Origin of the sequence: Mucilaginibacter sabulilitoris, assembly GCF_034262375.1 — a bacterium.
Lineage (GTDB): Bacteria > Bacteroidota > Bacteroidia > Sphingobacteriales > Sphingobacteriaceae > Mucilaginibacter > Mucilaginibacter sabulilitoris.
Map to the genome: position 1 here is coordinate 2763615 of NZ_CP139558.1, position 22064 is coordinate 2785678.

Below are 22064 nucleotides of genomic sequence, written 5' to 3' on the forward strand. Positions count from 1 at the left end.
CTTTAAAAAAAACATATCTTCGTGAGATGTTCCATTTTAAACAATTCAGCGTTGACCAAACCGGGTGTGCCATGAAAATCAATACCGACGGCGTGTTACTGGGGGCGCTTGCTGATTTTCAGGAACCATCATCCATCTTAGATATAGGTACGGGTACCGGAGTAATAGCCCTGATGCTGGCCCAGCGTTTTCTATCCGCACAAATTGACGCAGTAGAGATTGATAAAACCGCTGCCTCAACAGCAATGAAAAATTTCGAAAATTCACCTTTTGTCGGTCGCTTAACCTTATATCCATACGGGTTTGAAGATTTTTTTGCAGCTCATCCCGATAAAAAATACGACCTTATCGTTTCTAATCCGCCTTTTTACATCAACTCTTTGCAATCTCCCGGAGCGAAGAAAACTTTAGCTAAACACACAGATAAAGCTTTTTTTGATCAGTTGATGCATGATGTATCGGCTCATATTACTACTAATGGCGTTTGCTGGCTGATACTACCGACAGAAACTGCTGTACTGGTAAAGCAATCGGCCTTACAATATGGACTTTACCCAAAAAAAATCATTACACTACACTCTTTTAAAGCGGACGCACCTCATAGAGAAATATTGGCTTTGGGTTTTGATACTCAGCAAGCTGAAGAAGAGCAATTTGTGATCTATGATGCACCTAAGGTTTACGGCAAGGAATATCAGGAGGTATTGAAAGAATTTTTGACGATTTTTTGAGTATTATAAAAAAAAATAAACCATGTCATTGCGAGGAACGAAGCAATCTCATTAGGTAAGTCGACTGCTTGCATGATGAGATTGCCGCGCTACGCTCGCAATGACATTTTTTTTATGCGCCTGTTTCCTGACTCTTACCTCTTGTATCTATATTTACATCATGACCCGAATAGGCCTTTTATCTGATACCCACAGCTATCTTGACGATGCCGTTTTTAAGCATTTTGAAAATTGCGATGAAATATGGCATGCGGGCGATTTCGGAACTGTAGAACTGGCTGATAAACTGGCGGCATTTAAGCCGTTGAAAGGAGTTTACGGTAACATTGATGGAAAAGATGTAAGATTGGTTTATCCCGAAAACTTGCGTTTTAACTGCGAAGGAGTTGATGTATGGATGACGCACATAGGGGGCTATCCAGGTAAATATAGTCCGGCTGTAAAAAAGGAGATCTATTTGAATCCGCCAAAGCTGTTTATTTCAGGGCATTCGCATATATTAAAGGTAATGTCCGATAAGACCATCGGTTGCCTGCACCTTAATCCCGGAGCCGCCGGGCAGCAGGGGTGGCATAAAGTGCGCACCCTCATGCGTTTTAATATTGACGGCGATAAAATTCAGGACCTGCAGATTATTGAGCTGCAGGGGAGGTGGTGAAAAATCAAGGCTGTCATCCTGAGCTCGTCGAAGGATCGCGTGTACAGGCTTGCCAACCATGCTTCGACGAGCTCAGCATGACAGCCATCACATCAACCCCGTTTTCGCATTTTCTACCTCAAAAACAGAATCTATAAGAAGCGGTTTTTGTTTACCTGCAGCAACGGCCAGCTCATCACAACGCTCATTTTCTGGGTGACCGTTGTGACCGCGTACCCATGTAAATTTAATCTGGTGGTGTTTACTGATGTCAAGATAACGCAGCCAAAGGTCTTTGTTCTTTTTGCCGGCGAAACCTTTTTGCAGCCAGCCATTTAGCCAGCGTTTTTCAATGGCATCAATAACATATTTAGAATCGGAAAAGATCATGACCTGCTGGTTGGGCGTTTTTAAAGCCTCCAGTCCTTTAATTACCGCCAATAGCTCCATGCGGTTATTGGTGGTTTTGCGAAAACCTTCAGACAGTTCCTTATAGTGTTTGCCCGAACGCAATATCACCCCATAACCACCCGGTCCCGGATTACCGCTCGACGCCCCGTCTGTAAAAATCTCGATCATGATGCAAATATAGTAAGCCCCCCGGCCCCTAAAGGGGGAGTGAAAAAAAAATTTATACGACCTATAATTCAAAAGCTCTTAATATTAGAATAGGTTTTTTAAATCGCTTTTAATTGTGGTTTTACTTTGGCATAGAAGTTTCTATAACTATGATGTTGCCTGAAGTCAGAATCGCCAGGAAAGCCACAGCTTTCCATACAGATCCTCAAATAATCAATAAAAGTTGTTTCGTTAGGCTCGTTCAAAAATAGACTATCTAAACTATCGTTTTCGGTGATTTGTAAAGAGTAGGCGGGTCCTCCGCTAATGTTATCTTTATGCAAGTAGTCCGCCGCTAGTTCTAAAGCAGGTATTTCATCGGATTCGAGCAAATCACTGATGTATTCTTTCCAATCGTCAGTAGTCACATATTTTACTATGTCGTCAAGACTGTCAATTTGAATAGGATCAGACCCTTCCCAAATTAAGTTTGGTTGGCTATTATAATCCCATGCAAAGTTGCAAGTACCTACAATTTTATAAAATAGCTTTAATGAAAGAGGAATTTTACCAAGATCGGCCACTGCATTTTCAAGGTCAGCAATTAACTCATCATTATTGGGTAAAGGGAGTACCAATGGTCTATCGGAATTACAGATAAATTCTTTTTTAAATACATAATTAATATTCCTTAATTCCTTATAAATAATTTGAAGATTAAAAGCCACTCTGTTAAATGTTTCGGTAAGCGTCGCATTTACATCATCAAAGTGATTTAGGGTAAAAGCTTCTCCCTTTAAATCATAAATGTCCTGATATACAGAAGCCCCATCTTCTCCGCTTAAATAGCGCTCAACAAATTTCATAATAACTGAATATTAATATGATGCTATGTTAGCAAAAAATAACGGAATGATTTTACTAATAAATAATCAAAAGCTCCCCCTTTAGGGGGCCGGGGGGCTAAATCTTTTTGATTTTTAATCTCAATGAATTACCTATAACCACTACATCCGAGAACGCCATAGTGAAGGCACCTACCATTGGGTTTAAAAAGCCCAGGGCGGCAACGGGGATGGCTATAATATTGTAGGCAAAGGCCCAGAACAGGTTTTGCTTTATGGTAAGCAGCGTATGCTGGCTGATCTGCAAAAATTTAATAACCGAATGCAGATCGGTATTCAGGAGCACCACACTGGCCGATTGTATAGCCACGTGACTGGCATCGTTCATAGAAACGCCTACATCGGCTTTGGTTAGTGCAGGCGCATCGTTTATGCCGTCGCCTATCATAATGGTTTTGCCTTTTTGGTTATAAATGTCAATAACCTTTAACTTTTCGTCCGGCAGTTTTTCGGCATGCACGACCTTAATACCAATGGCAGCAGCGACCTTTAGGCAGCGGTCTTTTTTATCACCGCTTAGCAGAACGGGTTTAATACCCATTTCTTTAAGTTTGGCTATCAGTGCTTCGGTTTCAGGTTTTATCTCGTCGTCAATAGCTATTTGTGCCAGCAGCTTTTGGTTTTTATACAACGATAGGTTAAAGTGCGATTCATTGCCGGCTTTGGCTGTTCCCAGGAAATAATTATTACCGTCTACATCTTCAGCGCGCATGCCCAGTCCTTTTTCTTCACGGGCTGTTTTCAATATTATTTTTTGATTGGGCAATTTTTTTAATCCGTTTACCAGAGAACGGGCAATAGGATGGTTTGATCTTTCTTCAATAGCTAAAATAATACCCCTAACCAGTTTCACATCAACACCGGGCTCGGCCTTGATATCATTAATATTGAACTTGCCGGTGGTTAAGGTTCCTGTTTTATCAAATACCACATATTTGGTATTAGCCACCGCTTCAATAGTGTCGCCGCCTTTAATCAGGATACCGTTTTTAGCAGCACGCCCCAGGCCAACCATTACCGCTGTGGGTGTGGCCAGACCCATGGCACAGGGGCATGATATTACCATTACTGCTATAGCATTCATTAGCGCGTGCTGAATACCAGCCCCGCCGACATAGTAAGTGAGTATAAAAGTAAGCAGCGCTATGGTCAGTACCGCCGGAACAAATATGCCAGCCACTTTATCGCCCAGTTTTTGAATAGGGGGTTTGGCAGCCTGCGCTTTTTTCATGAGGTCGATAATTTGCGACAGGATAGTATTGGAACCTACTTTGGTGGCCAGCATGTGTATATTGCCGCTAAGTAGTATGGTGCCTCCTATAACTTTATCGTATTTTTCTTTTTCTACCGGTAAACTTTCGCCGGTGAGCATGGCTTCATCAACAGAGGCGCTGCCCGAAAGTATTTCGCCGTCAACAGGTATTTTGTCGCCCTGGTTAACCAGCAGGGTATCGCCGGGGCGTACCTCCTTAGTACTGATCACCTCTACACTGCCGTTGATAACCCGGTTTGCATTAACCTGCTGAAATTTGATCAGGTCTTTTACCGCCGAAGTGGTTTGGGTAACAGATCGTTTTTCGAATACATTGCCCAATAGCACCAGCGTAATAATGGTGGCGCAGGTTTCATAAAATTGATATTGCTCACCCAGGTTTTGAATAGTACCCACCAGGCTATATATAAATGCCGAAGTAGAGCCTATAAATATCAGCACATCCATATTTGGGGTACCACCTTTAACCGAACTCCAGGCACTTTTGCCAAAATGAAGGCAGCCCACCATAAACACAGGCAGGCATAATATTAACTGTATTATTGGCTGATGTAAAAAGCGCCAGGGTAATACCATGCCAAGCAGTAGCGGCGCGGTAAACAAGGTGCAGAAAATGAATTTGTTCTCTATTTTTTCGTAAAATGCGGGCGAATGCTGGGCAATATCATCAATAACCTTAAAACCCAGATTTTCTATTTCTTTTTTTATTTCCGGCAGTTTGGCGCTGTCGTCGGTTGAGAATTTTACTTCTTCGCTGGCAAAATCGACCAGGATATTATGTAAGCCTTTTTTTTCGAGGAGTTTATGTACAGATAGTGCGCAATTATTACAATGCATTCCTGTTACATTCAGTTCAATTAATTGCTCAGCCATAATTACAAATTTAGTGATTAATTAAAATCGTTCTAAATTAAACGGGTAAGCCGAATGTAATTTTAAAAAGAGTTTGCAAATCGGCATAAGATTTCTATTTTTGCACTCTCCAAACGGTAGATGTAGCTCAGTTGGTTAGAGCATCGGTTTGTGGTACCGAGGGTCGTGGGTTCGAGCCCCATCATTTACCCTTAAAGAGGTAGTCAGTTTTTGGTTACCTCTTTTTTATTCACTGTAACTTATTGTAAATTAACATTCTAACGGTATTTTTTGCCACCAAAAAGGCGGTTCGAAGTTTTTGACGTTTTTTTAAGAGTTTTCTTTAATTATAAAAAAAGCGAATATTGAAGCAATAAACGCCTGTTTGCTGGTTCGAATACTCCTTAAGGTCTTGGATCCATTTGTTGATCATCTTTATGTAGATTATATGTTTTAGCAATCAGATATAAAAAATCCAATATTTCTTTGGCTTGATCTTCATTTACTCGAATGTCATTCTGGTTTAAAATCCTAATTGCAGTATTAATAGAAATCTTTCTGGTGTAAAAAGCTTTGGAGTACTTTGTCGAAAATTCTTGCATTATTAAATATTTTGTAAATAATGGACGTATGGGCAGTGCTATCTTGCAGAGTTTGGATTGTAAATAATAATCTTAGACAATCCTGGATCAATTTGTAGGAAATTGAGGTTTCCAGTTAGTGGGTTTATCGATGTGGGTTGCAACTGGCTAATAATTTGCCGCTGTGATACTATATCTTGGTTTTTGTACGAGAATAAGATATCAGGGTTAAAGCACAGCCATTCTTTTTCTGAATCAATTTCATTTTTACTGATTTTTTGATTTAGTTCAATTAGCCTTTCATTTAAGAAATATGATTTTTCTTTTTGTTCTCTTTTTAAACTGTGGAAGTCTTCATAGTCTATCTTGTCCTCGACAAGCAATTTTCTCACCCGCAACATAAATGCTTCTTGTTTAGAGAACTCATTAAATAAAGCTTCTCGCTCTTTTAATAATTTTTTTCTTGCTGTAAAAATATTTTCGTCTTCCAAAATAAGTTTGAACAGTTCAAGAACCCCTGGTGCAACCTGAATATTTTTCAAATGCATCTCGTAATCTTTTTCCAATTCATCTGCTTTAAATCGAACTTTACATTTAGGGGAGTAACAATGGTAATAACGATATTTTGCATTTCTTCCTGTAGATATACTCCCCGTTAGCCTGCGAGCACAGTTTGGACAGGTTAAAAATCCGCGTAAAGGAAACAGGGGTTTCATACTCTGCTTTATACCTCGTTGTCTGCGCCTGCTAATTAATAGTGCCTGGACGGTCTCAAATAGCTCCTCTGAAATAAGAGGCTCATGAATCCCTTTTATTAATTGCATATCTTCACTCTTGCTGGCAGCTATGGTTATAAAACCACAGTAAATGGGATTTCGAAGTAACCGTCGAACGTTTTCTTTATATCTGAGGCCATTCAAACTAGCCATTTTTGCGACTTGATTAATGGTATAATTTCCTGTTGCAAATTGTTCGAATGACCATTTGACGTGATCCGCTTCGGGTTGTTTTGGCAAAATAAACTTCATACCATCGGGTGTAGCTACATTTTGATAACCAATAGGTGCCTTTCCGGCATACCTGCCCATTTTTTTTGCTCTTCTTAATCCATCCGAAGTGTTTTTGCCACGTCGGCTATTTTCAGCCTGCGGAATCGATAAATAGATAGCAAGTATTACTATAGCTTCAGGAACCTCAAAGTCAATTGGTTGATCGATGGCCATAGCTTGAATATTCAGATCCTTAAGTATTTCGATCATCTGATACGCGTATTGAATATTGCGACTGAAACGATCCCACTTAAGAAATAGAACATTACCTGGAGGGCTGTTCTTATTTTTCTTGATCGTTTTGATAAGCTTTTTCCATTCCGGGCGGTTAAAATCTTTTGCAGAGTGGTCTTCTCGAAAAACTCCGGATACCTGAATGTTATTTGTCGCGCAATATTCTAAAAGACGTTCTTCTTGTTCAATAAGAGAATAGCCTCGGCGCCTTTGTTCATCGGTACTTACTCGAACATAGATATAGGCTGATTTCATGGTAATGTAATAAGATGCTTTTTTAAGTTATATAATTTCAACTAGTGATTATAGATTTGATGTTTCATTAAAAAAAATTACGATACAATTCTGACGAATTTATACAGGTTGTATTTGTGCTTGTAAATAATAATGATTTCGTCATCATTTGCAATTCGAGAAGGATATATCTCTCTAATTATTGAGGGGCTACTTTACTTTATAAGTTAAGAAAAGAAGCAAAAGAAAGGTATATTCAATTCACCAATATTTTCATTATTTGAAGACGATGAGTGAAGAAACAACATTACCAATCAGGTGCCTTTACGATGAGATCACTAATTTCTTTGAAGCTAAAGAGCTTGCGGGGAAGTTAAACCAAGCTATTATGAGCAACCAGTTGAGCCGGGGCATTTTCATCGACCCGTATCCGGCGAAACTGGAAGCGCCATTTGCGGATTTTGATGACCGGGGAATTAAACTACAGGCTACTTACTTAGCGTACCTGTGGTGTCTATGTTATGTGATGATAGCCTTTCAACAAATGACTATCGACCAGGCTGAAGAAGAAATTATCAGTTTAAGTCGTTCACCGGAATGTCTACAGTTAAATGAAATGTTTGAATGGGCGATATCTTTGGCTGAAAGTTATTCGGATTGGCCTCAACATTTTCCAAACCCGGAACAACGAGGCCAAAGAATTGTACAAGCTAACGCCTTGTTTCTTTTTGCGGTGCGCTACCTCATGTACCATGAAGTAGGTCATTTGCTGTTACACAGTAATTCTGCCGCCTTCCTTTATGAAAAATATCGGCTGAAGCAATTTAGCAAGGATGACAGCAGGCGATTGACAAATATGGAGATACAGGCGGATGACTATGCCATTGATTTGCTTTTGGGTATTTCGGCCACCGAAGAGGCCCGATATATGAATATGATCGGTGCGGCTGTTGTACAGGTAGCAGGTTTGTTTACTCTGAAAGATGACGACATAAGGGGCGGCTATACACATCCGGATATTGATGTACGTTTAAAGCGGCTTGCCAAACGTGCGGTATTTGACCAGCAGGTGCATGAGCTATTTTTTGATGTGACCATTTCCATAGGCTGGCAGGTGTTCTTCCATCGTTTTCGTGTACCATTCCTGCCCGCAGATAAAGCCGCCTGGCGCTTAACGGATTTCAGTGACCTGTTCAAGCTCATCGATCAAAAAGTCTGTGAAAGGAAATCACACTATCACCAATCCGAACCGTTATTGTTTTTCAGAAAATAATAAGGTGCGAATCTTTTGCGTAATAATTTATGATATCTGGTAAATCCGTCTTTCATTATCCGCGGTTTCGTCACCAAGTATCAGCCGGTATTTTGGACGGAATGCGTCATTATTACTATTTTCAGCCGCCCGGCCTGCTTTTTTTTTCCAATCTCCCGATTGGATAAACCCGATGGTACCGCGACGTGAGTGCTCCCAATTCCTGTTCTGAGTAATGTCCCTGATATTATAATAAGTTAAATCGTAATTGAGGGAGAAGGAATTCATATTCATCAAGCCATTAATCATATCACAAACCTGTACATGTAATGGCTTTGCCGGGTGAGGGTGAAGGCTGTTAAACGTTGGCGCATTGAGCGGGTTCCCGGATAATCGCCTTTCTTCAAGTATGTTGAGAAATGGATTGGCTTCCGTAAAGGTTATGCCATATCGTTCCTGATGTACAATTTTCTTAAAGGCTTCATTTTGCGCTTCACGAGGTATATAATTGTAAAACAGATAGGCAGGAATTCCCCCTAAGTCTTTTGCATAATCGCAAAGCAAACTGATTTGCCTTGATGCGTTCACCGTATGCCAGAAATGTTCGTACCGATATTCTTTATTGGTTATTTTTGCCTGGCAGGGAAGCAACAAAAACCCATCCCCTGTATTGACAAATATCTCCATGTCATTCCCGTTCACATTTTCTTTTCTTGACTGGAATAATCTGATAGGGTGATTGTTAGCAGTTATGTCGCTTTCTATATTGTAAACCAACTGTTCAGTGATAGTCGTTTCGCTCATACGTTCAATCCTGGCCCGGTTAAACTTGATCATGTTCCAGGCCTTAACACTTTCGTTTAGGAGCAGGTCACATATGGCTTGTGTTTGGATTTCGGTCACGGTAATATATTGGTTGAGGTTATCAATAAATATGAAAAGATAAAAATAATATATTTTTAAACAGTACGTATCTTAGTGGAAATTAACCGAACCTATCCTTATGCCTGAGTTAACAGATTTTCAAAAACAATATTTAGAATCTTTACGCATAGAAGAAGCCGAACAATTAGCGGCTAACTCGGAAATTATAAACAAGTTTAAGGATCAGTTAGCGCAAAATGGCATATCCTTAACTGACGATAATTTTAAATACTATCAGACATCCGGTATCATAGCAAATTATCCGGGTATAATCAGTGTGTTAAACGATACATTAGTTAAAGACAAGGAAGGGTTATTACGTTATGATGTCCTTATCAATGAATTTCAAAGAAAGCCTTTTGCCGCAGGTTATTTGTACGCCGATGAATTTGCATTAATGGCGCATCATTATTTCAGACGGGGTTATCATCCGATCAATAGCTTTTCACCATGTTTTATTGAATTATTTTGGGGCCTAAAGGATAATCAGATTGAAAAATACATTGCGCTTGATTCCGACAGTGTTCGCGTGGATATCAATGGCCATGGAATGTTTGAACGCGATACCTGGTTTGGCGCAAATTTTGACAAAGAGATTGCCAGTATAGCGGATGATATCGTAAAGCTGCGCCCGCCATTGGATTTAAAGGCTTCATTAGTATCCTTCTTTTTTGCAAATGCTTATAGTCTGGATATTAAATGGGTGACAAAAGAGGGGATAAAGACTTTCCAGGCGGAGGAGTTTAAAACGGAAGAGGTAACCATAACCAAAGGTGGTGAAGAATATTTTCCGGCGAGGTATATCCACGCTGAATATGATTTAGAAAAAAAAGTTTTCAGGCATTTCGATGGGGCTATTCATTTTTATACGCTGGACGAATATATTGCCCGCAGGGATTCAGACTTTAATTACAACATGAAAAATGCTAATCAAATTAAAACAATTTCCCAGAAGTTGTTTAAGATGAATGGCATTGTACCTGTCGAAAAATGGATTGAGTTTACAAGTCACTTTTTTACGGGAAACCCTTTAATAATCGAATATTTTGAAGGAGAATATCCTCAGCACATCAAAGAAATGCTTGAAAAGGTTAAATATTTACATCAACATAATCGGAAAGATAGTTTACTGAGTTAACGATTTTGTTACATTATGATTTAAAGCAATGGACAATTTAGAATTTATTGCAAAAGCATTGAAAGATAAAGCGGGCCAATATGAACCAGATGTTTTTACAAGGCAAATAATTTCATATATTAATGGGATCACTTTACCGTGGAATACTTCTATCATGAAGGGATCATTTCACCCTTCAGGCAATTGTTTTATCTATTAAATCTAAACATTACTTCGCCGGTTCCCGCTAAATATCAAAAAGCTTTCGATCAGAATAAAGATTGGCCCGTTTTAGTCGGTATGTTGGCAGAAATGGAAACCATTCACATCAACATATGCTGCATTTTTTCATGTAGGCCCATTGCATTACGAGGAACAGTCAATAGAAAAAGTTACTGAGCTTTATAAAAACTTCGATGTTGAACTTGCAGCAAAATTCGGATGGAATGCGACTGACATACTTTTCTTATACGATAGGCTAAAACATAGGAAAATTATAAAAAAGCCAACAACGAATTGACGAGCAAAATATCTGATTGTTATTTATTTATCTTTGTGCCAGATCATACGGAGGTAACTCCAAACAAATAGATAGTTTAAAATTTCGAGATAAGTATTTATTTACCAAATCTACTAACAACAATGCTTTTCAAAATTGTTGTTTTTTTAGTTGCTTTAACACCGTTTATCATTGCGATAAGTGGTTTCATGAAACAGCTAAGGAAACTAATCAAACTGTTCCGTTAATGAGTTTTTGCGCTTAGGAAAATCTAGATCTAAATAGAGTGGAGGTCAACTTTCTTTCCTCCCTCTATTACCTTCATCTCAGCGGCTTACGGTATCAAACCCAAAGTGACACCGGTAGGATTCTTTAAAATCTCGTATCTTGTTCATTATTAATAAACCTTACCATGAATAAAAAAACATGGACAGATTGGCAAGTGAATAAACCATGTCCAAACTGCCATATTGGTCACCTTATTTCGGTTGATAACAAATTTGTACAGTCTGAAACCAGGGAATCTGCAATGCTTACAAATGATGAACCATCATATCCTTATACGGATTATGTATTTACCGAACATCTGAAATGCGATCAATGTAGTGAGATTGTAATGGCGATGGGATTTAAATTCGAGGATAACTATCCTAATCCAGATGGGGATCATAATATGTCTATTAATTACTCGGCCTTCATTCCTGCGCCTCATATCATAGAAATACCCAAATCATGTCCTGATGCCGTCAAAAAGATATTAATTCAATCTTTCGGGTTATACTGGATGGATGAAAACTCTTGCGCAAATAAAATCAGGGTTTCCATAGAAGCATTAATGGATGCATTGAAGGTCCGAAAAACAAAAATTACGCGTAGAGGTCGTGAGAATGTGATGCTACATAACCGCATTTTAGAGTATAAACTCAGAAATCCTGACGTTTCGCAGTACCTGCTTGCAATAAAGTGGATTGGCAATAGCGGTAGCCATTTATCTGACGTTTCCAAAGAGCATATACTTGATGCTTACAAGTTATTGGAATATGCGTTGGAATTAATATATAACGACAAGAAAAAGGATTTGACTAAAATGAGCAAAGCAATTAACAAGCGTAGGAAGCCGATTTAAAATCGACAGTTTACCTAAACCATCAAAAATGAAATCACTTAGACAATATCTACAAGAAGCGCTAGACCTAAAGGATAGCAACTTCAATCAAACTCAATATCAACGAAGACAAGAGCTTGCACTTATAACCGAGAATACGAAAGCGCAACGCTATGCTATACAAATCATTATGCAGTCAACCGAAATGTTATTGGTCGAGCATGAATTGTATAACAAATTCTCTAAAACCAATAATTTATGGCGCAGAGACCCGGAAGACTTGAATATACCAGTCCAAGGGCATTACCATATTGTTGCAAGCAAGTCAAAAAAAGAGATCTATGCTGTAAATATGGATGGTACTGCACACCACAGAAGAAACAAAGGTTATGAAGTGCCCAAAAAAGAAGCAGACGAATTGAGAAAATTTGGAGTTCAAATTCCCGCTAATCGCATCATCGAATGTGTGGATCTTGTAATAAACGAAGAATTGGAAAACCAAAGTGTTTCTTTCGTTATGGTAATTGAGGGGTAATGATAGAAAGCGCGTTTGTTTCCGTAATATGGAGGATAAAATCTACATTTGAAATTGTCAAATTAAGAAAATCTTGTTTGCCAAGCTTGCATTGAATTGTTATGTTGCTACCTAAAATAAATAGTTCATTTCTTTATTAAAATGAATAAAATTAACCTAAGACCTTATTTTCCTGCGCTGGCTTGGAATTTCGCTATACTTTCCGCCATATTGTTTTTTCGCATACCAGTTAGTTCATTGTTGGATACTTTAATGGTGAAGCCTTTATTTGCAAAGTTCGATAATAGTTTACTCACAAATCTATTGTTGATTATACTGTCTGTGTTGACTGGTGTATGGTTATGGCGCTCAGGTAGCCCTCGTTTTTTACTGTTGCTGAGTCTTTTTGTTTTAGCGCTATATGTTATTGAAGCTTCTAATCCTTATTGGCATTTTTATTCCCTCAGAATAATTCCCTTTTTACATCCTTTAGATATTGTAGCCGCAACTTTTATTCTGCCGGGGTTTAAGGTTTGCTTTCCGGTTACGCCTCTGGCGGCGGCGGTAGTTAATAACAATGGATTTGCGGAAGATTTACCTGTAGTTACTTTGGATGGTGATTTATTCCAGCGACGGATAGTGGCTAAGGAACTGGCCACCATGATCAATATCACACCTAACCAGAAATCATTTGCGATTGGCGTTCTCGGTAGCTATGGAAGTGGAAAAACCTCTTTTATCAATCTGATTAACTTACAACTTGATCAAGCTAAAACAGAAGTTATCTACTTTAACCCCTGGAGCGCCGAAACAGCCGCAAATATACAAAAGGATTTCTTTGACCTGTTGGCAGCTAAGCTGGCTGATCTCAATTCAAGGTTGCCGGGGTTGATTATTAAGTATTCCCGCAAACTTAGTAGGTTGGATAGTTCTACGGAAAAATTCGTCAAGCAACTTGGTTTCATCAGCAATTTGATTCAACAGGACAGCTACTTGGACGATTATGATCAAATAAACGCACTGTTATTATCCTGCGGTAAAAAAATTGTCGTGACTATAGATGACGTGGACAGATTGTATCCGAATGAGGTAATGGAAGTACTGCGGCTGATTCGTAATACCGCAAACTTTAGTAATATTTTTTACCTGGTTGCCTACGAAAGGAGTTATGTGGAAGAGAGTATCCGGACGTTGAATCGACATGCCCCAGGCAGTTATTTGGACAAGATCATTCAAATGGAAATTCCCTTGCCTAAAAGGGAAAATAATGATTTGATTGATATTATGTCGTTAGAATTGGAGAAAATTGTCACAGCTGAAGACATGATTTCCTTCAAAGAACAAGTCGTTAAACATGGATTTGAATCACAATATGATATGTCGTTTTCAAACGTATTGCGTAATTCAAGGGATGTTGTCAAATTCATTAATAACTTCAAGATAACTTATAAGCTATTGGGTAGAGAAACCCTATTTGATAATCTTTTTGTACTGGAACTGCTCAAGTTTAGATACCCGCTCATTTATGATAGATTATTTGAACGTACAGATGAGATTTTGTACGATACACCTGTTCGTTCAGCGCATGAGGAATATTATCAATTACGTACTTATAAAGAAGATAAAAATGATCTGTTGCATTTTGCCCGGACACTGCGTGCTGAACAAATGGATGAACAAGATGTCAAGTTAATTAGTTCATTACTGCGAAACCTGTTCTTTCGGTTTAATCGATCCAAAGCAGCAAGGAATGCGATCATTTATCCCAGCGCTTTCGGACGATATTTTCGTTATCGTATTTCATCTACCGAAATTTCAGAAAGACGTTTTAGGGAAGCGTTTTCAAACGGTCTTGAGGCGTTGAAGAATTTTATTAATGAGTGTGTTGATGCAAAATTAACTCATCAAATCTCGACAAGATTATTTCAGGAAAATGTCACTGACCGAGTGGGGTTTGAACTAAAAATAGCTGGTATATTTTACATCGGGCCTAAGTTTGTTGAGCAAAAAGGGGTTACAGGATTTAACTACCAGGCGCTAATTGAACTATTATATAATTACGATAATAGATTGTCAAATAAATATTATGGAAAAAGTAGTACTGCTTATATTCCATTTTTAAATGGGTTATTCGCTAATGCGCCATTCCCTTATTTGTTCCATAATAACTTTATTCATTGGGTAGTCGACGGTGAACAAAATATCGGTATTAATCACGGTGATTTGGTCAATTTTCAAGTAAGTTATTTTTGTGAATACGTTAATTTGAACGGATTGACACAAGACGGAATGTGGTTGTTTTGGGGGGTAAGAAAGAAGTTTAGAGTTCCCGAGCCGGGGCAGCGGAATGCATATAGAGAACGTTGGGAATTTGATCCGCTTATTGTACCCCACATTCTTGATTTTATTGCCAGGAAAGATCCCCTTTATTTTCTCAAAGGTAGTATTAACGCTGACATGGGTAATAAAAATACGGTAGCGATACATGAGCAATTTATACTTCTTTTCGGGAAACCTGAAGATTTAAGATTGCTGGTAGCCGGTCATACTCAAATTCAGAATAATGTTAAGGAGGATTATCTGGCCTTTTTTGATGCGTGTGCTTTGTCAAATTTTAAAAATTGGGTGGAGTATGATTTTAAAACTGAATTAAAACCAGAGCGTAGTGATTGGGACGATTATTAATTATTATATAGCGCTGCGCAAATAGGATGCGCATTAGTGAATTTTATTTGTAAAATAAATGGGCGCAACCAACAAAAATAAGGGCGATATGGAAGAGAAAACTAAATCTTACGATAGTATAAAAGAAATGTTTGAAGCGGGGCAGGCCATGCAAAGATTTCAAACAATACATAATGTTATTCGGGTTGATTATTTAGAACTCTTAAATATTGCCGAAGCAAATATTGAAGTTCAAGAGTCATTCAACGCACTTTACAGGGCATGTATTCGAAGCTTATTTAGCTTAATGGAGGCTGATATTTATAATTTAAATGTTTTAGACAGTTATGACGATTTCGATGATTATGATAAATTCATTAATAAATTAAAAAAAACCTATAAGCAGATTGCGGCGACTTGGGGTAAAGAAACAATACAGCAAAAATATTTCTCTTCAAAAATGAAAGATCTGCTAACGTTGAAAAAACTGCGTGATCAATTGGTTCATCCAAAAGAAATTTCACATATCCACGTAGCCACTACGGAAAGCTTTAATATGGTCAAAAAAGTATTTAAGGACTATGATGATTTTGTGAACGAAATGATGACAAACTTTTTTATCAGCGTGAAAATTCCGGTTAATTGGAACAGATGATAATAGTTAAACCACTTTAGTTAATTTTTGCCTTCTTGAATGACCATACCCGCACGCTCAGCCAGGTAATCGATGGCTTCGGGGAAGCTAAGTTTTTTTATCTCACGCACTAATGCAACAGCGTTGCCGCCTTTTTTACAGTTAAAACATTTCCAAGCTTTACCATTCGGCAAAATCGTAAAAGATGGTACACGTTCGCTGTGAAGCGGGCATAATCCCTTAAATCCCTTGCCGTTGCTTTCCAGCTCCGTAAACTCACCGGCCAAACCAATTAGGTCGGTCTTAAGTAATAGATTCTCTATAAATTTTTTAGGTATCATCTGGTTCAATATTGTTTTGTAACGAGGTCAGCGCCTAATTGTTAAACCAGCTGTGCGGTATGTTAAGGCTTAAACCACGATGACCTGCCCTGGTAATCATTGCTATCTTTGTAGTATTTTAATAAGCGACTTCTGAAATGGCCCAGTTCAAGCGAATGACATTAGTATTCGTTAATATAAAACTTCTTATACGTTGCCTTATCCTTTCGTTGAGCTAAATTGATAACGCCTGCTTCCTCTGGCTCAAATGCCTTATCAAAATCAATATATACATGTAAGAAACTGGCAAATTCTACAACTTTTTTATGCATGTCTTGTAATAATATGGCCGATTCATCAATATCTAGTCCCTTATTGGCTGTAGCCGCACTAGTAAAGCCTTGATAAGAAGTTATTAAATAGTCCGGTTGTGTTTCCAAATCCTTGATGTAAATATCAGCGTGATGTTTCAATGAGTTTGCTATACTTTTTACTTGTTTAACAGTGTTATCATTGTGAAATTCGTTGATCTTGTTAAGTAAGTTAATGACTTCAGTTTCATGCTTTTTGGGTTCTAATGCTTTGAGTAAACTTTCCCAACGACTGTCTTTCAGCACCCTTTTATATTTTGCTTGCGTGGTTAACTTATTGGGGTCAGTAAAATCAAATGCAAACCAAATAATTTGCAAGAAATAGTCATCACAGCTATTATACCAGAGAAATGAATTTTTTAAAAATTGACTTCTTATCCACAGCTGTCCTAAATACCCCGAACTCCAGGTAACCGGGCTCTTATGCAGCTTTTGATGAGCTTGAGTTAGTGCAAATCTTGCTGTGGTCAACAGACTATAAAGATGATTAAATTTATCTAAGGCTATTATGTAACCAAAATCCATCGACGAGCTAACCAAAAAAGATGAATATTGCTTATGTAGTTGATCAGGTATTAAGATCGACCTACTAAATTGATTATTATCTTCAACAAGTTCTTTTAATGTATAGTCTTTTCCTTTATAAAATATCTTTAATAATTCTTCTCCTTGCATGGTTCCCCTTTTTGTAGCAATTTAAAGTTATTTATACCAAGTATTCTACTCAAATAACATCCGTAGTACTGATTATTCAAAATCAGTACTACGGATGAAATATTGCATGCATTTATTTACCATGAAATTGTCGAAATATTGCCTTTTCCCATCTCATTATAATCTTTCAATCTTTCAGGAAAATCGGCCAACCACTTCAAATCAGCAATAAACTTCGACGTAATTTGTACCGATAAGCACCCGAAATGTAATCACTTTCAAGAGTTTTCGCTAAAACCATCATCTCGATCGAAAATTTTCGAAAAACCACCTATTTCAATCAATTCGTCTACAAAATGGTGCGGATTCTGCACCGTTACCCACCCATTAATTTATGAGTAGTCTGAAAAGACTGCTCTTTTTTGTTTTATATCATTGGTTAATAGGTTGTTGTGATTTAAATATAGTGGTTCGATGTTGTGACTGAGAAAAAGAAAGAATCAGGCAAACGTTCGATTATCGCGAATTATACATCGTTTTTTTGGTTCAAGCCCCTTCACCCATTTTTATTGAGGGTGCGATTTTTTGATATTTTATTTACTTCACGGTGTTTTTTCACGAGGAGGGGCGAACAATTCATATTTAATTATTTTCCATATAGGGGGTGCTAAGTTTTTTACTGAGCTCAGGCAGGCATGAGTATTATATAGCAAATAGTTTTTGTTAACTACTTACTATTTGCGTTTCCTAGCTTGGAAAAGAGCTGTAGTACTCGTATCTCACTCACGTGAAGCGTCCACCAATCTTCTCTGATTACTTGTGGCGCTGTTTTAATTGAAATCGTATTAGTCTTTTCATCCTTGCCAATTACGATCCAATAAAAATCAGTGTCAACCTTGTCGCTCTCAAATATTACTTCGTCGCCGATGTAAATTTCATCCATTGTATAATTTCCGATTGGCATAACTTTTTTTTTGCCAAAAATAGTCAAAGTCTTATTAAACTTACATGCAATCAAGCCGTAAGTGTCCGGCTTATTGAATGATTTGTACAACGTATATTTGTCTATGAGTGAAACCGAACTTTTTGAAGCAATCCGCCGTGAAGATGTAGTGATTTTCGCGGGAGCAGGTTTTTCCCGTTATGCGGGCTACCCAACTGGAGGACAGTTAGGACAGTATTTATTTGATGCACTAACTGCTCAGGAACAAAAAAAAGTTAATGTTCATGCACCGCTCGACCATTTGGCAGAAGATATTGTTCGTTTAAAGCATGGCTCACGTGACCTATTAGACACAGTTCTTGATGGCGTGTTTACCAAACCACCTGTAAACTTGGCAGATCACGAATTGGTGGCGGCGATCCCTCACTTTAAAACCATTATTACCACGAATTATGACACCCTTTTTGAACAGGTTTACGGTAGCGATATATCTGTAATCTTTAGAGAATCTGATATATTAAAGTGGGGCGACAATAAACTAAATTTATTAAAGATACACGGCGACATTAGCGACAAAAGTTCGATTATCCTTACCCGTGAAGACTATTCTCTTTTTTACGGTAAAGATTACTCCTCGCCTTTTTGGGCTACAATCATAAAGGAAATTGCAACGAAAACAATCTTATTTTTAGGATATGGATATGAAGATCCCAATATATGGGCGATCTTCAAACACGTTTATGAACACCTGGGCGACCTTCGGAAACCAGCCTATTTTGTTGGCCCCGATCAAGATGAAGAAAAAATACATTTCTTAAATTCTAAGGGCATCCATTATCTTAATCATACCGGAGAAACATTTTTAAACGCTTTATTTAAAAATATTCAGGATAATATTTTCCGTGACATCGATGCGCAGTGGGTTAGCCCGGAAACGTTCAGAAAATTCACGAGCAACCATAAGGTTTCAGTTACGCTAAAAGATGCTGGTGGCAGTTTTAAGGTACAATCCATTCAAGGGAGTGATGGGAAAGAAATGCACGGCAACATGAAGTTTACTTTAGGTGCACAAAGTGATTTCCCGGAACGTTACAATGCCTTTTTTAACAAGGGGCAATTTCAGGAACTTACATTGGGGCAGGAGGAACTTTCAAGTTTCCGGATGGATGTCGAAGGCTTGAAGCTATTTGGCGATGGCGAACTTAGTGAAATATCAATAAAGAAAATGCCAAAAGAAATCCCATTTGATTTGGTTTTTGCTTCCCAGGGATTGGAGATAAGAAATCTCACCGCGCACATTTTTACTGGCAAAAAATCTATTAACATTAAGACTAAAATTCACACTCTAAATTTTGAATTGACGATTAATATGTCTAATCCGGCAGACATCGATGCAAAATGGTCGATGGAACACGATGCCATATATCGTAATGTCAATGAAGAAATCGAGGTGCACCAGTTTCTGAAAAATTTCTTTGAACAAAAAGAAGTAAGCATCTATCTAAACAAAGACACTAAAATAACGAAGGCTTGCCCGACATACAACGCAGCCCATATAAAGCAAGCGGAGAATTTTTTGATTTATTTCAACGCGCTTAAAGAAGTGGAAAGAGCGTTCGGCGTAAGATTTGCACATTTTTATGACATTGATAAGGAGTCGTCTGACGACCTTAATACGACATTGAAGGTTATTCGGGGCGAAAAGTTTGTCTTAGAAGATACCATTGAATTTTCGTTCGGTGAACTATCTTCGGAACTGCTCGGCAAGTTGGAAAATCTTAAGGACAGCAAACTTCCTTTGGAACTTTATATTAATAGTAACCGGCGAATGTTATTGCACGGACAATCTCTTGCTATCCCGGGGGAACATATACAGGTCCCTTTGCCAAGAGTAACCAATTTAGATGAGCTTAAACAGGGGACAACAAAGAAGTTAAAAATCAAAAGTGGCTCAGGCGAAATTCACCAGTTTTTAAGAATCGAACCTTTTGCTGAAGCTTTCTTAAATCAAAGTTAATTGCATATTTAACGCCTATCGGCAAATTACCTCACTGAAAGAAACACAACGACTTTCCCTGTCTGAAAAAAAATTAAACCCCACCTTTGATTAAAAGGGGAATCGAACCCACTTTATACAACTCGCGACATTCCTCTTTTTCAATTTCAAAGACACTATACTCGCAATTGAGAAAGAAGGATAGGTTTGACAACAGAACCGTGAGCATTACTTCTAACGCATCAACACCACCCGTACTTTAAGAAATTTTAGGTGGGATTGAAAATTAAAGAAAAAAGGTACGCTTTAGCTCGGAATAATAAAAGAACGAATGAATTTCAGCCGATGTGCAAAAAAATTAAGATCACCCTCCTGTGAAATTTCGCCTATTCATTTTCAAGAATTTTTGCAAACCCGCCTATTTGACCCTTATCGCTTATAATGCTTAATTAAAGTATTATGCGAACTATAAAGTCAAGCCTGCTTTTTGGGTGATCGATTTTTATAAAATTTACCACCACTTTTTTTATTTATAATTTTTGTGATTTGTTGTCAATCTGTTTATTAGCTATAGCTCTTTGAACTTAATAAAAATTGAAATAAAATCATCATCAAACAAATATTCTATTTGTTCAATATTGTCCCCTAATGGAATTGGCATTACTTTATTGTATTGATCAGATACACCTGCCTTAACTTCAAATCGCAAAATTTTGCCGTTTGTACCGTCTGCGATGGTAAACTCTCCCGTAACAGGAAATGGAAAACCTACGAGATGGAGAGGAGAAAATTCTTCGCATACATATTCAAGTTGCCAGTTATTCCAATGCCAAGCGCCCTTTATGCAATCAGAGTACCAACCAATTGGGAATCCGCCAATCCAGACGAATTTTTTTATTGTACTTCCATTTTCATTGAAGTCTTGGATGCAGCAATATCCAGCATGTGCATTGTCATTTGATTGGAAAACGTCTTTAACACTTGATGCTGCATATATTTGCCTTTTTAACTCAGTTGTAATTATCTCAACGAAACGTTTTGTGCTAATATGGAATTCGGCATCTGCCCAATCAGGACGAGCATGGGTTGGAACAACATCTGGAACATTCAAATTCGGATTTGTAGGCATCGCACTAAATACATTCACCTGAACTACAACGTCAGTTAAAACACCTTCAGGTAAGTCTATTGGGGCGCCATTGGACGACACGCCCTTAGCATAAGAAAAAAAATGCCCAGATAGAATACAATCCTCAGACGCTTCGAGATGGGTTATTAAGCAATAACTCTTGTGGTCCGTTTGCCATCTATTTTCCGAAGCTTTTGTTGGAAGAAATGGAAGGTTAATTTTTGCTGGGATTGTTGCTGATTTAATCTTTTTGGCAATCATATTTGTTAAAGCATTCTTGATGAGTATTGTATCATTGCCGTTAATCTTCAGAGACGACCAGATCTTTATGGGACGTGAAATCACAGGTGTCAATATCAAAGTATCATCATTTGGAGATTTCAGAGCCATTCGAACCAACAAATCCACTTTGATGAGTTGAGTAGGAATAATTCCACGATTGTCCGATAAATTTCCCTCAATATGTAATGCGATTACGTCTGTTTTCTCTTTTTTAATGCAGAAAATACCTTTCGATTCGTTTATAGATAATGAAGTTATAACAAACGATAAATTATTTTTATTAAGATCTTCACTTTCATCAAACGCACTTTGAACGGATTTTAATAATTTCTTTTGAAGGTAATTCCAAGAAAATTTTATTATAAGCCCTCTTAGTCTTTTTGCGATTAACTTATGGAGATCAGAAACTTCGGTTTCTATTGCCATCCAAGGCTTTAAAGCGCCAAAATAAGTTTGAACTGAGAAATCAAGTTCATCCGCGAGTTTATTGATTTCAGCAACATTCTCTCGTAAAGCAGTGACTTGTTGCTTGACCTTTTGGGATTCTGCCTCGATGCGGCGAGCAATGGAAATAGGTTCATCCGGCATTTCTCTAAATTTTAATTA

Annotated in this window: 17 protein-coding genes and 1 tRNA gene; 10 read left to right on the top strand and 8 right to left on the bottom strand. The window is 38.0% G+C overall.

What is annotated here, in order from left to right; genetic code table 11:
• The first annotated feature begins 71 nt into the window (after positions 1-71).
• Together SNE25_RS11865 and SNE25_RS11870 are read left to right on the top strand one after the other, a co-directional pair.
• Positions 72-731 (top strand): tRNA1(Val) (adenine(37)-N6)-methyltransferase, encoded by a 660-nt coding sequence (locus tag SNE25_RS11865; RefSeq protein WP_321565316.1) that lies wholly within the window; start codon positions 72-74, stop codon positions 729-731.
• A 160-nt stretch (positions 732-891) separates the two neighbouring features.
• Entirely contained in the window at positions 892-1389 is a 498-nt protein-coding gene (locus SNE25_RS11870) for a metallophosphoesterase family protein (protein WP_321565317.1), read from the top strand.
• 87 nt (positions 1390-1476) lie between these two features.
• On the opposite strand, the gene rnhA is transcribed toward SNE25_RS11870, so the two are convergent.
• From rnhA to SNE25_RS11885, 3 genes are all read right to left on the bottom strand, one after another.
• Entirely contained in the window at positions 1477-1947 is a 471-nt protein-coding gene (gene rnhA / locus SNE25_RS11875) for a ribonuclease HI (protein WP_321565318.1), read from the bottom strand.
• A 98-nt stretch (positions 1948-2045) separates the two neighbouring features.
• Entirely contained in the window at positions 2046-2792 is a 747-nt protein-coding gene (locus tag SNE25_RS11880) for a hypothetical protein (protein WP_321565319.1), read from the bottom strand.
• A gap of 97 nt (positions 2793-2889) precedes the next feature.
• Positions 2890-4977 (bottom strand): heavy metal translocating P-type ATPase, encoded by a 2088-nt coding sequence (locus SNE25_RS11885; RefSeq protein WP_321565320.1) that lies wholly within the window; start codon positions 4975-4977, stop codon positions 2890-2892.
• Positions 4978-5093: 116 nt separating this feature from the next.
• Here SNE25_RS11885 and SNE25_RS11890 point away from each other — a divergent pair.
• Positions 5094-5167, top strand: a tRNA-His gene (locus tag SNE25_RS11890).
• A 429-nt stretch (positions 5168-5596) separates the two neighbouring features.
• On the opposite strand, the gene SNE25_RS11895 is transcribed toward SNE25_RS11890, so the two are convergent.
• Entirely contained in the window at positions 5597-7075 is a 1479-nt protein-coding gene (locus SNE25_RS11895; protein WP_321565321.1) for a recombinase family protein, read from the bottom strand.
• 268 nt (positions 7076-7343) lie between these two features.
• Between SNE25_RS11895 and SNE25_RS11900 the strand changes: the two genes are divergently transcribed.
• Positions 7344-8327 carry a phage exclusion protein Lit family protein gene (locus tag SNE25_RS11900; RefSeq protein WP_321565322.1) on the top strand — a complete coding sequence of 328 codons (984 nt, stop codon included), beginning with the start codon at positions 7344-7346 and terminating at the stop codon, positions 8325-8327.
• 27 nt (positions 8328-8354) lie between these two features.
• Here SNE25_RS11900 and SNE25_RS11905 read toward each other — a convergent pair whose 3' ends face one another.
• The gene (locus SNE25_RS11905; protein ID WP_321565323.1) at positions 8355-9209 is read right to left on the bottom strand and encodes a hypothetical protein; all 855 of its coding nucleotides are present in this window, start codon (positions 9207-9209) and stop codon (positions 8355-8357) included.
• 100 nt (positions 9210-9309) lie between these two features.
• Between SNE25_RS11905 and SNE25_RS11910 the strand changes: the two genes are divergently transcribed.
• The 5 genes from SNE25_RS11910 (at position 9310) to SNE25_RS11930 (ending at position 15784) form a co-directional block, all read left to right on the top strand.
• Positions 9310-10368, top strand: a complete 1059-nt coding sequence (locus SNE25_RS11910) for a BTB/POZ domain-containing protein (RefSeq protein WP_321565324.1) — start codon at positions 9310-9312, stop codon at positions 10366-10368.
• A gap of 890 nt (positions 10369-11258) precedes the next feature.
• Complete coding sequence (locus tag SNE25_RS11915; RefSeq protein WP_321565325.1) at positions 11259-11972, top strand: DUF4145 domain-containing protein; 714 nt, start codon at positions 11259-11261, stop codon at positions 11970-11972.
• A gap of 28 nt (positions 11973-12000) precedes the next feature.
• Entirely contained in the window at positions 12001-12486 is a 486-nt protein-coding gene (locus SNE25_RS11920; RefSeq protein ID WP_321565326.1) for a hypothetical protein, read from the top strand.
• A 141-nt stretch (positions 12487-12627) separates the two neighbouring features.
• Entirely contained in the window at positions 12628-15150 is a 2523-nt protein-coding gene (locus SNE25_RS11925) for a KAP family P-loop NTPase fold protein (protein WP_321565327.1), read from the top strand.
• A gap of 58 nt (positions 15151-15208) precedes the next feature.
• A complete protein-coding gene (locus tag SNE25_RS11930; RefSeq protein ID WP_321565328.1) occupies positions 15209-15784 on the top strand; it encodes a hypothetical protein in 576 nt (191 codons plus the stop codon).
• Positions 15785-15804: 20 nt separating this feature from the next.
• Here SNE25_RS11930 and SNE25_RS11935 read toward each other — a convergent pair whose 3' ends face one another.
• Both SNE25_RS11935 and SNE25_RS11940 read right to left on the bottom strand, forming a co-directional pair.
• Positions 15805-16104: a CHC2 zinc finger domain-containing protein gene (locus SNE25_RS11935; RefSeq protein ID WP_321565329.1), complete on the bottom strand. Its 300-nt coding sequence runs from the start codon at positions 16102-16104 to the stop codon at positions 15805-15807.
• 161 nt (positions 16105-16265) lie between these two features.
• The gene (locus SNE25_RS11940) at positions 16266-17129 is read right to left on the bottom strand and encodes a hypothetical protein (protein ID WP_321565330.1); all 864 of its coding nucleotides are present in this window, start codon (positions 17127-17129) and stop codon (positions 16266-16268) included.
• 1046 nt (positions 17130-18175) lie between these two features.
• Between SNE25_RS11940 and SNE25_RS11945 the strand changes: the two genes are divergently transcribed.
• Entirely contained in the window at positions 18176-20068 is a 1893-nt protein-coding gene (locus SNE25_RS11945) for an SIR2 family NAD-dependent protein deacylase (protein ID WP_321565331.1), read from the top strand.
• 547 nt (positions 20069-20615) lie between these two features.
• Here the strand turns inward: SNE25_RS11945 and SNE25_RS11950 are convergent.
• Positions 20616-22046 (bottom strand): hypothetical protein, encoded by a 1431-nt coding sequence (locus SNE25_RS11950; protein ID WP_321565332.1) that lies wholly within the window; start codon positions 22044-22046, stop codon positions 20616-20618.
• Between the last annotated feature and the right edge of the window lie 18 nt (positions 22047-22064).

What these genes read in the sequence shown, in the direction of transcription:
- SNE25_RS11865 (WP_321565316.1), top strand. Translation starts at nt 72, where the DNA reads ATGAAAATCAATACCGACGGCGTGTTACTGGGGGCGCTTGCTGATTTT.
- SNE25_RS11870 (WP_321565317.1), top strand. Translation starts at nt 892, where the DNA reads ATGACCCGAATAGGCCTTTTATCTGATACCCACAGCTATCTTGACGAT.
- rnhA (WP_321565318.1), bottom strand. Translation starts at nt 1,947, where the DNA reads ATGATCGAGATTTTTACAGACGGGGCGTCGAGCGGTAATCCGGGACCG.
- SNE25_RS11880 (WP_321565319.1), bottom strand. Translation starts at nt 2,792, where the DNA reads ATGAAATTTGTTGAGCGCTATTTAAGCGGAGAAGATGGGGCTTCTGTA.
- SNE25_RS11885 (WP_321565320.1), bottom strand. Translation starts at nt 4,977, where the DNA reads ATGGCTGAGCAATTAATTGAACTGAATGTAACAGGAATGCATTGTAAT.
- SNE25_RS11895 (WP_321565321.1), bottom strand. Translation starts at nt 7,075, where the DNA reads ATGAAATCAGCCTATATCTATGTTCGAGTAAGTACCGATGAACAAAGG.
- SNE25_RS11900 (WP_321565322.1), top strand. Translation starts at nt 7,344, where the DNA reads ATGAGTGAAGAAACAACATTACCAATCAGGTGCCTTTACGATGAGATC.
- SNE25_RS11910 (WP_321565324.1), top strand. Translation starts at nt 9,310, where the DNA reads ATGCCTGAGTTAACAGATTTTCAAAAACAATATTTAGAATCTTTACGC.
- SNE25_RS11915 (WP_321565325.1), top strand. Translation starts at nt 11,259, where the DNA reads ATGAATAAAAAAACATGGACAGATTGGCAAGTGAATAAACCATGTCCA.
- SNE25_RS11920 (WP_321565326.1), top strand. Translation starts at nt 12,001, where the DNA reads ATGAAATCACTTAGACAATATCTACAAGAAGCGCTAGACCTAAAGGAT.
- SNE25_RS11925 (WP_321565327.1), top strand. Translation starts at nt 12,628, where the DNA reads ATGAATAAAATTAACCTAAGACCTTATTTTCCTGCGCTGGCTTGGAAT.
- SNE25_RS11930 (WP_321565328.1), top strand. Translation starts at nt 15,209, where the DNA reads ATGGGCGCAACCAACAAAAATAAGGGCGATATGGAAGAGAAAACTAAA.
- SNE25_RS11935 (WP_321565329.1), bottom strand. Translation starts at nt 16,104, where the DNA reads ATGATACCTAAAAAATTTATAGAGAATCTATTACTTAAGACCGACCTA.
- SNE25_RS11940 (WP_321565330.1), bottom strand. Translation starts at nt 17,129, where the DNA reads ATGCAAGGAGAAGAATTATTAAAGATATTTTATAAAGGAAAAGACTAT.
- SNE25_RS11945 (WP_321565331.1), top strand. Translation starts at nt 18,176, where the DNA reads ATGAGTGAAACCGAACTTTTTGAAGCAATCCGCCGTGAAGATGTAGTG.
- SNE25_RS11950 (WP_321565332.1), bottom strand. Translation starts at nt 22,046, where the DNA reads ATGCCGGATGAACCTATTTCCATTGCTCGCCGCATCGAGGCAGAATCC.